A 13111-nucleotide genomic window follows, 5' to 3' on the forward strand; every position below is an offset into this window, starting at 1 on the left:
GGAAAATCGCGATAGGATCCTCCTTATCGTGGGAACTATCACGGCTTTTAGGTTCTGAACACCCTTACTTAGCGCCTTTATCCGTTATTATATGTATTCAGGCAACAACAGATAAAACGATTAAATTAGCGATTCAGCGTGTAATTGGGACAATTGTCGGGATTCCAATCGTGGTTTTAATTGCTAACCATTTAACGATAAATGGATTAAGTTTAGGTCTATTAATACTATTAGGCGGCTATATGACAAAATGGTTAAAATTGAGCCAACAGATTATGCATCAGGTAGCATTAACGATTTTATTAGTATTTGTTTTCGAGAAACGAACAGAGAATTACGCTTTCGATCGAATGAACGATACTCTTATTGGTGTAATGGTAGCGGTTCTTCTTCAATTTATTTGGTCTTACTTTAAGAGAAAACAAAAGAATGCATCCAATAAAGAATGATGTCTATCATGAATTGCCCCTTTCACAGAAAAAAGGCTATGTAAGGGTCCATCTTCGGATTCGAGAAGGAATTCTTTCATCCTTTTCATCAAGGCTATTTTCGAGTGCCGCCGTCAAGTCCCAAAAGAACACCAAATAATTCTCGAAATACGACAATGAGGCTTTGACAAAAGATTTCCAACAAAAAACGCCGAACTATTTTAAACTGCACTTTAAAATAATTCGGCGTTCTTTCGTGATATTGTTAGTAGCATACGCTTGATTAATGTTTCAGACCGTTGACTCCTTGCAAAGGTTACGGACAGGGGGAGATCCCGCAGATGCGAAAAAGCACTCGAGGAGGCTCCCGGCTTCTCCGCCGCCTGCAACGTAAATCAACACTTTAGATTAACTAAACCTATATTTCAGTTCAACATTCGATTTTAAACACGTCAAATTTATCTATGTCCAAACCTCACTTGGAATTCTTCTTATTAATCCTGCATGAAATCGATTGGCTGCTTTTCTTCAAAGAAAACATTCGTTTGCTTTGGCTCTGTTTTAGCAATAATGCGGCCGGAACGTACAGAATATAGTACTTCTGCCTGCAGTCGAACAGCATGATAGCCATCCTCTGCATTCAATACGATGAAGTTAGCTTCATTTCCTTCTTCAATCCCATAGCCTTCCAAGTGCAAGGTTTTCGCACTGTTAGAAGTAATATACTTTAAGCTGTCCTTTATTTCGCTGTAACCCATCAGCTGAGATACATGCAGACCCATGTGAAGAACCTGCAGCATATTTCCATTACCGATTGGATACCAAGGGTCCATGATATCATCGTGACCAAAGCACACGTTTAATCCGTTTTGGCCAAGCTCTTTTACACGAGTCAATCCGCGGCGCTTTGGATACGTATCAAAACGGCCCTGCAAATGAATATTCACAAGCGGATTGGCAACAAAGTTAAGCTCAGCAAGACGCAGCACACGCATAAGCTTATAGGCATAGGCATCATTATAAGACCCCATTGCTGTTGTGTGGCTAGCTGTTACTCTACCTTGATAATCATGATGAATCGTCTCTCTTGCGACTACCTCCACGAATCGGGATTGTTCATCATCAATTTCATCGCAGTGAACATCAATCGGCTTATCATATTTCTTCGCCAATTTAAATAATTCACGAATGGAGTCTACTCCATCCTCACGTGTGAATTCGAAATGCGGGATCCCTCCAACAACATCCGCCCCCATCTTCATGGATTCCTCCAGAAGCTCAAGCCCATTTGGATAGGAGAGAATGCCTTCTTGCGGGAAAGCCACGATTTGAAGGTCCACATACGGCTTCATTTCTTCTTTCACTTCAAGCATGGCTTCAAGAGCAACGAGAGATGGATCAGTTGTATCAACATGTGTGCGTACATGGCCAATCCCGCCGGCAATCTGCCAGGACAACGCCTTCTTCGCACGGGCCTTCACATCTTCCTTCGTCAAGAATTCCTTCCGTTCAGACCATCTTTGGATACCTTCAAATAATGTGCCGCTCTCGTTCCAGCGGGGCTGTCCGGCAGTCAATGTCGTATCCAAGTGAATATGCGGCTCGATGAATGGAGCGGAAATCAGCCGACCCTTTACATCAACGGTTTCCAATCCCTCTGTCTGCTCTTGCCCGGCAGGGAGAATTTTCGTGAATTTTCCATCCTCAATGAATAGATCCCATAGTCCTTCTCTTCCAAGTATTTTTGCATTAGACCACTTGTTCATAAATAATCTCTTCCTCTTCTATATTTTCGGTTACGGTTGTTGTTTTCATTACTTTAACAAGGATAAAGTAACTGATTCCTGTTACTAACAAGGAATTTAAGGATGATACGCCTGGCAATGTTAACCCTGCAATAACTCCGGCTGCCCAGGCAATGACCGCAGCCATGTTGACATCTTTTATCTTAGCCTTTCCATAGGCAATATACTGACGTTTCTTCAAGAAGAAATAATCAACAATGATAATCGAACCGATTGCCGGTAGTGTAGACCCTAAGAAGGTCAGCCAGGTTGTGAAATGATTGTATAAGAAAAGGGCGAACACTGTACTGATTGTCCCATTAATCAGAACCATCATAACTTTCGGTCTTTTAAACATAGTTGCAAACCCTAAAGCTGAAGCATATAAAGAGTTATCATTTGTTGTCCAAATGTTTAATCCAAGAACGAAGATGGCCGGCAGGATGATTCCCTGACTAATCATCACATCTGAAATATCATTATGTCCGGTGGCGATAACACCAATAGCTCCGAACAGGAACATCAGTGTATTCCCTAAGAAGAAAGCAATGACTGTCGTGCTCACCGCATGCCTGCTATTTTTAGCATAGCGTGTAAAGTCAGGCGTCAAAGTACCTCCGCTGATGAAAGATCCAATGGTAATGGTTAAAGCTGCCGCGATTCCAAGTGATGTTTCTGGTGTATAAGCGAATAATTGTTCCACTCCGCCCATGTCTGTAATAGCTTTACCAGCACTAAAGCTTCCAAGAATTGCAATGGATGGAACAGCTACAAAGCTGATAATCGTTAATGCTTTCATTCCAAAGAAGGCTGTTGATGTCATGAGAATTCCAGAGATGACGATTAGCGGAACTAGCGGCATCCCAGTAACTTTATGAACGGGATAGGCAAACATCCCTAAGCCGACCCCAAACCAGCCAATCTGTGTAATGGATAGCATGAATGAACTAATATAAGCACCCTTTTGTCCAAATGAATACTGGGCAAGCAAGTGGGTAGATAAACCTGTTCTTGCCGCGATATAGGCTAATGAGCCGGTAAAAGCTCCAAGAATTAAGTTTCCAAGCATGACGACACCAATCATCTGAGCGAACGTTAAGCCTTCTCCAAGTGAACCTCCAGCCCACATGCTCGCTGAATAAAAGGAGAAACCAAGCATAACAACAAGCATTTTCCAAAAATTATTCCGTTTCTCCTGCGGAACCGGTTCAAACGAATATTCCTTATCTTCTATTTTCATGGTTGATGTATCCTCCTCATAATTTATGGCATAAAAAAAGCACCTGCCCATTTGAGGCAAGTGCTGATTGTATGACTAATAGTATACACCTATAGTATATACCTATACTACGGGTCTATATCTCTCAATTCATTCACGCGCACCTTGTCAGCCTCTCTGGACTACTCTTAAAGGTAACCATATTCATTTAACAAGTACTTTATCAGATTTAACTCTATATGACAATATCAATATTTGGTAAATCGACCAACTATTCTTCTGACATGATAAAGGATCCAGGTAAATGGACACAAAAAGTGGTCCATTCTGGGGTAGATGTGCATAGTAAATAGCCATCATAGCTTTCGGTTATTTTCCGGCAGACATAAAGCCCAATTCCTGTACCTAATTCCTTCGTCGTAAAAAACGGTTCAAAAATCGATTCAATATACTCCTTTTCAATCATCGGTCCATTATTAGAAATACAGATCATCAGCTGATTATCCTTGACTCCTGCCTTTACTTTAATGATACGCTCAGAGGGAACATTTTTTAAGGCATCAATAGAATTAACAAATAAATTCAAAATGACCTGTTTCAAACCGTTTCTGCTAGCCTTGATAATAAGATGATCGGGCACATCAATCTCCACATAGACGTTTGTATCAATAATACTCGCATAGCTCAATTGCTTGATTTCCTCTATGAGCTGCTTAATAGAGATGACGACCACTAAATCTTCGTTTAGTTCTGCCTTTGAGGTATGAAGGAACTGGGTAATACGGAAATTCAGCTGATTCAATTCATAATCCATGATATCCAAATACTTCATATTCGGATATTCCTTTTTCAAGATCTTATTGAACCCCATCACAGCTGTCAACGGATTGCGGAATTCATGGACAAAACTGGAGGAGATTTGGCCGAGCAGCGCTAGTTTATCCTTATGGTTTTCGTTGATGAACGACGTCTTTTCATCAATAACCTTATTTGCCAGATGCGAATAGGTAGATACCAGTTCATAGCTGAAGATATCAAATTGCTTGTTCACGTTATTGATGACGATTTGAAGTGCGGCAACAGGTATATCGATTGTCATGATTGAATTGACAATAACACGTCTTCCTTGGTTGATATTATACAAAACCTCGCCAATATTGATAACATCCATCCGCTCCGAGGCAACCTTTCTGGCCATCTCTTTTATCGCTTTTTCAGAGATTGTTCCTTTGATTGTATCGACCAATTGACTGAACATCATTCTACGGGGAATCTCCCACTGGCTGATTAACTCTCCCTTTCTATCCTGGTCCATCTTGATAGAATTCAAGTATTCCTTGTAAAGGTAAGGTTCTTCCTTAGTCAGCCACGTTTCAATAAGCTCTATATATTCATCATGTTCCATTAATATGGGCTTCATTGCTTTCTGACCACCATTTCAATTCGCATTTAATATTTGTTTTATAATTCGACATAGCCAAAAAATATCCTCTACAAAACAAGAAATATTTTGAAATTGAAATATTGTCATGGCTTAGTAAACAACAGAGGCACCCAGCATTATCTCAGCAAAACAATTGACATATTTATGCAAAGGCGTAATATCAATTTATAGCATAAAAGGCAGGTGACAACCGTTCTTGGCTAATTCAACCATTTAACCACCCTCTTTAAAACATGTATTCTCGCTTGAGTTGAAGCCGAACGATTAAACAATGAAAATAGTTAAGCTGCTCTTTCAAACGGGTCTTTTATTCATTTTTTATTACATAGGAGAATGGCTCCAGCAAACGCTGAATTTTATGATTCCCGGCAGTGTGGTTGGGATGCTTCTTTTGTTTGCTTTACTGGTCATCGGCATCATTCCCCCAACATGGGTGAATGTGGGATCAAATTTTCTGTTAGGTATTCTGCCTCTTTTATTTGTACCTGTATGTGTCGGCATCATGAAGTATGGGAATCTATTTTCGCTAAAAGGGGCCATTATTATTGCTGTCATTTTCATCAGTACACTGATGACACTCGCCATTACCGGCGCTATCAGTGAGGTTGCTGCCCGGAAGCAAGAAGGGAGAATCCATGAGTGATTAATCATATCCTATCAGCACTTATTATCATACTCTTTACCATTATCGTCTTTCTATATATGAGAAAGCTGTATATATCCTATCCATATACCTTTCTCATACCGATTCTAACGACAACAATCATCATTGTTATTCTCTTAAATCTATTTAATATTAGCTATGATACGTATATGATTGGCGGTACATGGATCAATCAGTTCCTTGGTCCTGCCATCGTTGCGCTTGCCTATCCTTTATACAGGCAAAGGAAGGTATTGGCCGATTATAAATATGTCATTTTAAGCGGTGTTTTTTGCGGGGTTCTGGCAGGTATGGTGAGCGGTATTCTGCTCGCGATGGCAGCGGGAATAAATGAGCGGATTTTGTATTCAATTATGCCAAAATCGTTTACTACGCCGATTGCCATTGAACTTTCAAGCCAGGCGGGCGGCATTCCGAGCATGACTGCCATATTTGTCATGTTTGCCGGTTTTTCAGGAGCTATTTTAGGGCCGCAATTCTTACGCCTCATAAAGATTACAAGCCCTATCAGCCTTGGAATAGCCATGGGTTGTGCCTCCCATGCAATAGGCACTTCAAAAACAGCCGAAATCGGTGAGACAGCCTTTTCTATGAGCTCAGTATCCATGACCTTGAGCGCCGTATTTGGTTCCTTACTCAGTCCTGTTATTCTGCAGCTCTATCATTCTTTTGTTATCTAGTAAATAGGAAAAGGGCTTGGTTGTAGTAACCCAAGCCCTTTTCTATTGCTTTTCCCCAACGGTCAGCCATTCCTTAAGCCCTTTATTGGTTTTTTCCAATGTTTGAAGCTTTTTCATGACTCCTTCTTGCTGGTTCTCAATCCTGCTAAGCTTTGCTCTGCAGCGCTCCTTTTCCTTGAAAACAGTCCGTTTCATTTCAGCAAGTCTATCAATGGTTGCAGTGCTTCTCTTAATATTTGCCTTTTCAGCATCTTTGAAGTCGTTCTCCGAAGTGATTACCTCTTCAACCATCAAACTTAATAAATAATCACTTCTTCTCTTTTCAGATAGGATGTCCAGTGAAGCAGTCATATTCATCAATTTAGTGGATACCTGTTTCATCACGCTCGTTTCTAATCGATCAGAACGTTTTAGGGACTCGATATCCCGAATCGTTCTTTGACTGTTTTCATATTGCTCTGACAGTCGTGTAAAAGCATCTGATATCTTCAAGGCACGTATATCAATATACGTTAAAGCCCCCTTAATCTTCTCCTTTTCTTCCAATATAAGCTTTTTCTCCTGGTTCATTCTATTCTCAATCTCTGTTAGTTTATTCTCCGCCTTATTCAATGAATCGCTTGTTTCAATATGCTGCATTTCCAACAGATTGGAATGATAATGCAAATCCTTATAGGCAGTTGATCGGCTCATCCATAAGTGAATCAATCTGTCCTCTTCTTCTACTTCCTCCGGTTCAGCATAGGATAGGAACGTAATTTGAAAGAGAAAGTAGGGCAATAACCTTCTCTTTATGGATTTATGATGATAATTAACAAGCAAGGCTCTTCCTTTCAGAATAAAAGGATTGATCAATAATGGAGACAGAAGAAAATCAGGCAGAGGGTTTGCCACCTCTGTCCGGTTACCGGACGATTGAGTCTGCTTTTTCGTAAGAAAGAACAGAATGGATGGGATGGCTTCATATATCTTGGGTCCAGCAATCCTCTGCAGAATCTCAATGCTCTCTTTCAAGCCTTTATCTACGAAGATTGGCATGAGACTTTCAGGAGTAACATCATTGATTTGTAAGCTATTCTTTAGGTTATCCTGCTGGTCGGTCGAAAGGGATTGAAGGCCGGAATAAAGCAGAGCGTAAATGGTCGCTTGTCTATTCTTCGGTTCCTCCTTCAAATATAAGTCCATTTCATCCATTAAGCGTTCCAGCTGATAGTGGACCAAATGTTCTAGTCTAGATTCAGACGGCATTTTCTTGATGAATGCTGCAAATAGCTTGTCCTGTTTCACTAGTTGCTTATGAGTTTCCAAAACAATTTCTTCACATTGCTTTCTTAATTGACTAATATTCTGGATATACATATCGTGTCTTCCTATCAACTGGCATAGTTCTTGAAAAAGATCTAGTTGAATGTCTGTATCGCTCCGTTTGTCAAGAGAGGCAGACATAGATGCGACTTTGCTTGTCAAATACGTACAATCATCCTTTGACAGAATCGTTTTAGACAAAGTGGACAATAAATGGGGAAGCGAAGTCTTCGCTAAGAATGCGTATATGATTCGGAGTTCTCTTCCTTTTAACCTGAGAAGATTGTTCAGTAATCGTTCACCATCCATATGGCATTCCTCCTTAACGGCCATAAATATGGTTAAGCGTACCATAGGATTCATAAAAAACCTGGAGGTTGATGAAGCCTATATAGAATAATGACAAGCAATTATCTATTTTTTTTGACAAATTTCATCGTATATATTGAAAGACTGTAGTTATCTGACAAAAAAAGAAAGGACAGATACATTTATGCCATGATGTATCTATCCTTTAATACCGTACAATGTAATGGTTTCTAGATGGAGTAGTCAAGAAACATTTTGACTGATTTTGGCGTCACAAATACATGCTCGCCAACTTGAATGGCCATGGATTGATAGAGGCTTTTAGGTATCTCTGCCTCAATCATTTCCCCGTTATCTCTTCGGAGCATTTCTATCCTGACAACCGAACCAACTGGATGGATATGCTCGATAATGGATTCAATCGAATTCTCCGTCAAACGATCCTTATCAATATCCAGATCGTGCGGACGAACATAGCCAATCCCCTCTGTTTCATTTACTTTCTTATAATCAGGCAGTTCAATCCGATAGCTCCCTGTTTCTAGAATCCCGCCGTTCACCTTTCCGCTCAAGGAATTCACATTGCCGAGGAAGTCCAGTACAAAAGCGGAAGCAGGATGTTCATATACTTCAAGCGGAGTTCCAACCTGTTCCACACGTCCATTGTTCATAATGACGATTCTGTCCGCCACCTCCATGGCCTCTTCCTGATCATGAGTGACGAAAACACTTGTGATATCAAAGTCGTTGTGCAAATTCCGCAGCCACCTTCGTAACTCTTTACGTACCTTCGCGTCTAATGCGCCGAAAGGTTCATCCAGAAGAAGCACTTCCGGCTCCACAGCAAGCGACCGGGCGAGCGCTACCCGCTGTCTTTGTCCCCCAGATAGCTGCGCTGGGTAATGGCGGGCATAATTCTCCAGCTTGATCAAGGCCAAAAGCTCGTGCACCTTATCATCAATCTGCTGCTTTGAAGGCCTGCTCTTCCTTGGTTTAACCTTTAGGCCATAAGCAATATTTTCATAGATGGTCATATTTCTGAACAGCGCATAGTGCTGAAAAACGAATCCGAGATTTCTCTCCTTTGCATGCCGCTCCGTATAATCCTTCCCATTGAATTTGATTCTTCCACCGTCCGGACTCTCCAATCCCGCGATGATTCTAAGCAAGGACGTCTTTCCTGAACCAGAGGGACCTAAGATGGCCATTAATTCACCACTGTTTATTGCTAAATCGATATCGTGAAGAATAGCGGCATCCCCGAATGATTTGCTAACCCCTTCAATCGTAATTTTCATCTCGATTCCTCCTAGCCTGCCTTAGTTGAGCGATACCCTGATTTCCACTCAATCAAGTTCTTTACGATCAAAGTGATGATGGCGATCAGTGACATGATGGATGCGACAGCAAAAGCAGCCGAAAATTGATATTCATTATAAAGAATTTCGATATGGAGCGGCATTGTATTTGTCAGGCCGCGAATATGTCCTGATACGACTGAAACAGCTCCAAACTCGCCTACAGCACGGGCATTACAAAGGATAATTCCATAAAGAAGTCCCCATTTGATGTTTGGCAAGGTAATCCTCCAAAATGTCTTAAACCCTCCAGCCCCCAAGATTAGTGAGGCTTCCTCCTCCGCCGTCCCCTGTGCCTGCATCAAGGGAATAAGCTCTCTTGCCACGAATGGAAAGGTGACAAACAATGTTGCCAGTACAATGCCAGGGAGCGCAAAGACAATTTTTATGTCATTGTTAAAAAGAAACTCTCCAAAAAGACCGCTTGTGCCAAACAATAAAATAAAGACCAATCCCGCAATGACAGGCGAGACAGCAAAAGGAATATCAATTAACGTAATCAGGAGATTCTTTCCCTTAAACTGATACTTGGAAATTGCCCAAGCTGCACATATTCCAAATAACGCATTTAACGGAACGGCAATAAATGCAACGATGAGCGTCAGCTTAATGGCAGCAACCGCATCAGGATGAGTAATAGAGGCTATGTAAACAGACATCCCTTTTTCAAAGGCCTTCAGGAAGATGGCTGCCAATGGCAGTAACAAAAATAAGGCAAGAAATAAGACCGTAATGCCTATCAAGATATATTTAACCCAGGAGGACTCCCCCCTCTCCCGGCGTGCAGCTGTATTAGTGTGTAAATCTATTTGTGGAATCCCCATTATTCAACCCCCTTAACCATTCATAAACTTCCTTCCGGACCACCATTGCAGCATATTGATCAGCAGCAAAATAAGAAAGGTAAAAAGCAGCATAACCGATGCAATAGCTGTCGCGCCCGCATAATCATATTGCTCAAGCTTTGTCATAATCACGAGGGGAGCAATCTCTGTCTTAAAAGGCATATTGCCAGAAATAAAGACAACAGAGCCATACTCTCCCAGTGCCCTCGCAAAAGAAAGGGAAAAGCCGGTTATTAAGGCAGGTATAATCTCCGGAAAGATGACATAACGAAATGTCTTCCATTTGCTCGCGCCGAGGATGGTGGATACTTCTTCCACCTCTTTATCGATATTCGCCAAAACCGGCTGTACCATTCGAATGACAAACGGCAATCCAATAAAGACAAGAGCCATGATGATACCAATTGGTGTATAGGCAATCTTGAAGGAAAAGAATTGTCCAACCCATCCTTCTGATGCATACAGGGTAGTTAATGAAATCCCCGCCACAGCTGTCGGCAAGGCAAAAGGCAAATCTACCAAACTATCAAGAAGCTTCCTTCCAGGAAACGTATAACGAGTCAGAACCCATGCAATCAGCACGCCAAAAATGGCATTGACACAAGCGGCTGCAAAGGCGGTGCCAAAGCTGACCTTGTAGGCCGCAATTGCTCGTGGATCACTAATTGTATCAATGAATCCCGAAAAGCCGAGAGTGGTTGATTTAAGCAATACCATCGATAAGGGCAGCAGGACTAGCACACCTAAATACAAAACGGTAAATCCCATTGTCAATCCAAAACCAGGCAGTACAGGCTTGGCTTTAATTCGTTTAATCGCCAATTCAGCATCCCTACTTTTCTATTAAATAAAGGCAAAGACAATCGACCTTATTTATTTTGTATAAATATCATCAAATGAACCGCCATCATTGAAATGGACCTTCTGGGCATTTTCCCAGCCGCCAAACCGCTCATCAACTGTCACTAATTCAATCTCAGGAAATTGGTCCGAATATTTCTTCATAATATCCTCATTCCTTGGACGGTAATAGTTCTTCGCGGCAATTTCCTGTCCCTTATCACTGTACAAGTATTCTAAATAAGCTTCAGCCACTTTCTTCGTGCCTTTTTTCTTGACAATCTTATCGACAGCAGCGACCGGCGGTTCAGCAAGAATACTAATGGATGGCGCCACGATTTCAAATTCGTCCTCACCTAGCTCATTCAATGAAAGGAAGGCTTCATTCTCCCAGGCAATCAGCACATCTCCTATCCCTCTTTCGACGAATGTGGTCGTTGCCCCGCGTGCACCGGAATCAAGCACCTCAACATTTTGATAAATATCCTTCATAAATTGCTTAACCTTTTTTTCATCTTTATTATAGGTTTCTTCTGCATACGCCCAGGCAGCAAGGTAATTCCATCGTGCACCCCCTGATGTTTTCGGATTAGGGGTAATGATAGACACATCCGATTTAACGAGATCATCCCAGTCTTCAATATTTTTTGGATTTCCTTTCCGAACAAGGAATACAATCGTCGATGTATAAGGAGTTGAATTACTGACCAATCTGGATTGCCAATCCTTCTCAATCAGTCCATTCGCAGCGATTTCATCGATATCATAGGCCAAAGCAAGTGTCACTACATCTGCCTCTAATCCATCAATGACTGATCGTCCTTGCTTCCCAGAGCCTCCATGTGATTGCTGAATGGTGACTTCCTCACCTGTTTCTTCCTTCCAATGCTTAATAAACTCTTCATTGAATTCTTGATATAATTCACGTGTTGGATCATAGGAAACATTCAAAAGCTCTACCTTGCCTCCTCCTTCTCCACTCGAAGCACCATCCCCGCAGCCGGCTAATAACAGCCCTACGCATAATACCCCTAAAAGGATCTTTGACATTTTCAATGTGAATTCCCCCATTCTTTTCTTTTGCTCTTCATTCATACTGTTTTAATCCCGATAGGCAAACCAGCCCATACAAAAAGGCATACCGGTATAGAAATCCGGTATGCCTTCGGTTGTCCGATCAGCTAGATGTATGAATGTACTCACATCATAATATCAAGTAATCCTACATGTCAACTATGAATTTAGAATAATCAATCACTTTTCCAAAAAAAGAAGCCACCATGCGCCATAACGCTTGATTGCTTCTTTCTCCCTTATAATTCATCATTCATTTTCTTTGATTGCCGTGCACATACTTCCATTGCTTGGATAACGGCTGAGCGGAAACCCCGCTCCTCGAGTGCAGATACAGCTGCAATGGTTGAGCCTCCTGGCGAGCAAACCATATCTTTCAGCTCAGCCGGATGTATGCCGGTATCCATCGCAAGCTTAGCTGAACCAAGAATCGCTTGTTCCGCCATCTTAATCGCCTGCTTTCTCGGGATTCCTAGCTTAACGGCTCCATCTGCCATTGCTTCAATCAGCATGAAAATATAAGCAGGGGATGAACCGCAAAGGGCGATAAACGCATCAAACTGCTCTTCCTCCATCACTTCTACTTCTCCGAATAATTGAAAATACTCCCGCATTAGCTCCATCTCTGTATCAAGTACATGCTCATTGGAACAAATGGCGGTCATTCCTTCCTGAACGAGAACAGGCGTATTCGGCATCGTTTTGATGATTTTTGACGATTTCCCAATCCACACATCCATTTGCTCAAGCTTGATGCCAGCAGCAATCGAGACGATGATTTGATCAAACGTAATCACTTCTCTTATTTCCTTTAAGACACTCTCATATTGAGCCGGATTGACTGCCATAATGATAATATCGGATTGCTGGGCAACTTCAAGATTGTTTAAGGTCGTCCGAATGGGCCATTTCTCTTTCAATTCATGCAGCGAGGATTCCGTTCGGACGGATGCCATGATGGAATCCGGGCTGATTTGTTCACTTTTCATCAGTGCCCCTAGCATAGCTCTGCCCATGTTTCCGCAGCCGATAAATCCTATTTTCTTATCCATAAATCCACACCTATCCAAAAATTTTAGTCCCGCATGAACGGACAGTATGACTCCCACCAAAATATTGCAAGATTTCCGAGAAGCTTAGGCGGGAGGTTAACTGTCCGTA

12 protein-coding genes are annotated in these 13111 nt (G+C 41.7%); 3 read left to right on the forward strand and 9 right to left on the reverse strand.

The features are described 5' to 3' along the window. Positions 1-449: FUSC family protein (locus ACI35L_RS00970; protein WP_439802042.1), on the forward strand; the 449-nt coding region annotated here is incomplete at its 5' end. 473 nt (positions 450-922) lie between these two features. On the opposite strand, the gene codA is transcribed toward ACI35L_RS00970, so the two are convergent. The 3 genes from codA to ACI35L_RS00985 form a co-directional block, all read right to left on the reverse strand. Further along, entirely contained in the window at positions 923-2194 is a 1272-nt protein-coding gene (codA, locus tag ACI35L_RS00975; protein WP_439802043.1) for a cytosine deaminase, read from the reverse strand. Further along, the gene (codB, locus tag ACI35L_RS00980; RefSeq protein ID WP_439802044.1) at positions 2178-3452 is read right to left on the reverse strand and encodes a cytosine permease; all 1275 of its coding nucleotides are present in this window, start codon (positions 3450-3452) and stop codon (positions 2178-2180) included. The genes codA and codB overlap by 17 nt, the downstream gene beginning before the upstream one ends. 250 nt (positions 3453-3702) lie before the next feature. After that, complete coding sequence (locus ACI35L_RS00985; RefSeq protein ID WP_049670853.1) at positions 3703-4851, reverse strand: sensor histidine kinase; 1149 nt, start codon at positions 4849-4851, stop codon at positions 3703-3705. A gap of 295 nt (positions 4852-5146) precedes the next feature. Here ACI35L_RS00985 and ACI35L_RS00990 point away from each other — a divergent pair, with 295 nt between their 5' ends. After that, the gene (locus tag ACI35L_RS00990; protein WP_439802045.1) at positions 5147-5518 is read left to right on the forward strand and encodes a CidA/LrgA family protein; all 372 of its coding nucleotides are present in this window, start codon (positions 5147-5149) and stop codon (positions 5516-5518) included. Continuing rightward, the gene (locus ACI35L_RS00995; protein ID WP_082197257.1) at positions 5518-6219 is read left to right on the forward strand and encodes an LrgB family protein; all 702 of its coding nucleotides are present in this window, start codon (positions 5518-5520) and stop codon (positions 6217-6219) included. The genes ACI35L_RS00990 and ACI35L_RS00995 overlap by 1 nt, the downstream gene beginning before the upstream one ends. 42 nt (positions 6220-6261) lie before the next feature. Here ACI35L_RS00995 and ACI35L_RS01000 read toward each other — a convergent pair whose 3' ends face one another. The 6 genes from ACI35L_RS01000 to proC all read right to left on the reverse strand — a co-directional run bounded on the left by ACI35L_RS01000 (position 6262) and on the right by proC (position 13002). After that, positions 6262-7833 (reverse strand): hypothetical protein, encoded by a 1572-nt coding sequence (locus ACI35L_RS01000; RefSeq protein WP_439802046.1) that lies wholly within the window; start codon positions 7831-7833, stop codon positions 6262-6264. A gap of 230 nt (positions 7834-8063) precedes the next feature. Continuing rightward, complete coding sequence (locus ACI35L_RS01005; protein WP_439802047.1) at positions 8064-9131, reverse strand: sulfate/molybdate ABC transporter ATP-binding protein; 1068 nt, start codon at positions 9129-9131, stop codon at positions 8064-8066. An 11-nt stretch (positions 9132-9142) separates the two neighbouring features. Further along, positions 9143-10015 (reverse strand): sulfate ABC transporter permease subunit CysW, encoded by an 873-nt coding sequence (gene cysW, locus ACI35L_RS01010; RefSeq protein ID WP_439802048.1) that lies wholly within the window; start codon positions 10013-10015, stop codon positions 9143-9145. 12 nt (positions 10016-10027) lie between these two features. Continuing rightward, entirely contained in the window at positions 10028-10858 is an 831-nt protein-coding gene (cysT, locus tag ACI35L_RS01015; protein WP_269431801.1) for a sulfate ABC transporter permease subunit CysT, read from the reverse strand. Positions 10859-10909: 51 nt separating this feature from the next. Next, positions 10910-11926, reverse strand: a complete 1017-nt coding sequence (locus ACI35L_RS01020; protein WP_439802052.1) for a sulfate ABC transporter substrate-binding protein — start codon at positions 11924-11926, stop codon at positions 10910-10912. Between the two features lie 263 nt (positions 11927-12189). Beyond that, the gene (gene proC / locus ACI35L_RS01025; protein WP_439802049.1) at positions 12190-13002 is read right to left on the reverse strand and encodes a pyrroline-5-carboxylate reductase; all 813 of its coding nucleotides are present in this window, start codon (positions 13000-13002) and stop codon (positions 12190-12192) included. Between the last annotated feature and the right edge of the window lie 109 nt (positions 13003-13111).

The sequence above is a fragment of the Pradoshia sp. genome (assembly GCF_051873915.1).
Taxonomy (GTDB): Bacteria; Bacillota; Bacilli; order Bacillales; family Pradoshiaceae; genus Pradoshia.

Coding starts and splice junctions, on each gene's coding strand:
- codA (WP_439802043.1), bottom strand. CDS start 2,194: ATGAACAAGTGGTCTAATGCAAAAATACTTGGAAGAGAAGGACTATGG.
- codB (WP_439802044.1), bottom strand. CDS start 3,452: ATGAAAATAGAAGATAAGGAATATTCGTTTGAACCGGTTCCGCAGGAG.
- ACI35L_RS00985 (WP_049670853.1), bottom strand. CDS start 4,851: ATGAAGCCCATATTAATGGAACATGATGAATATATAGAGCTTATTGAA.
- ACI35L_RS00990 (WP_439802045.1), top strand. CDS start 5,147: ATGAAAATAGTTAAGCTGCTCTTTCAAACGGGTCTTTTATTCATTTTT.
- ACI35L_RS01000 (WP_439802046.1), bottom strand. CDS start 7,833: ATGGATGGTGAACGATTACTGAACAATCTTCTCAGGTTAAAAGGAAGA.
- ACI35L_RS01005 (WP_439802047.1), bottom strand. CDS start 9,131: ATGAAAATTACGATTGAAGGGGTTAGCAAATCATTCGGGGATGCCGCT.
- cysW (WP_439802048.1), bottom strand. CDS start 10,015: ATGGGGATTCCACAAATAGATTTACACACTAATACAGCTGCACGCCGG.
- ACI35L_RS01020 (WP_439802052.1), bottom strand. CDS start 11,926: ATGTCAAAGATCCTTTTAGGGGTATTATGCGTAGGGCTGTTATTAGCC.
- proC (WP_439802049.1), bottom strand. CDS start 13,002: ATGGATAAGAAAATAGGATTTATCGGCTGCGGAAACATGGGCAGAGCT.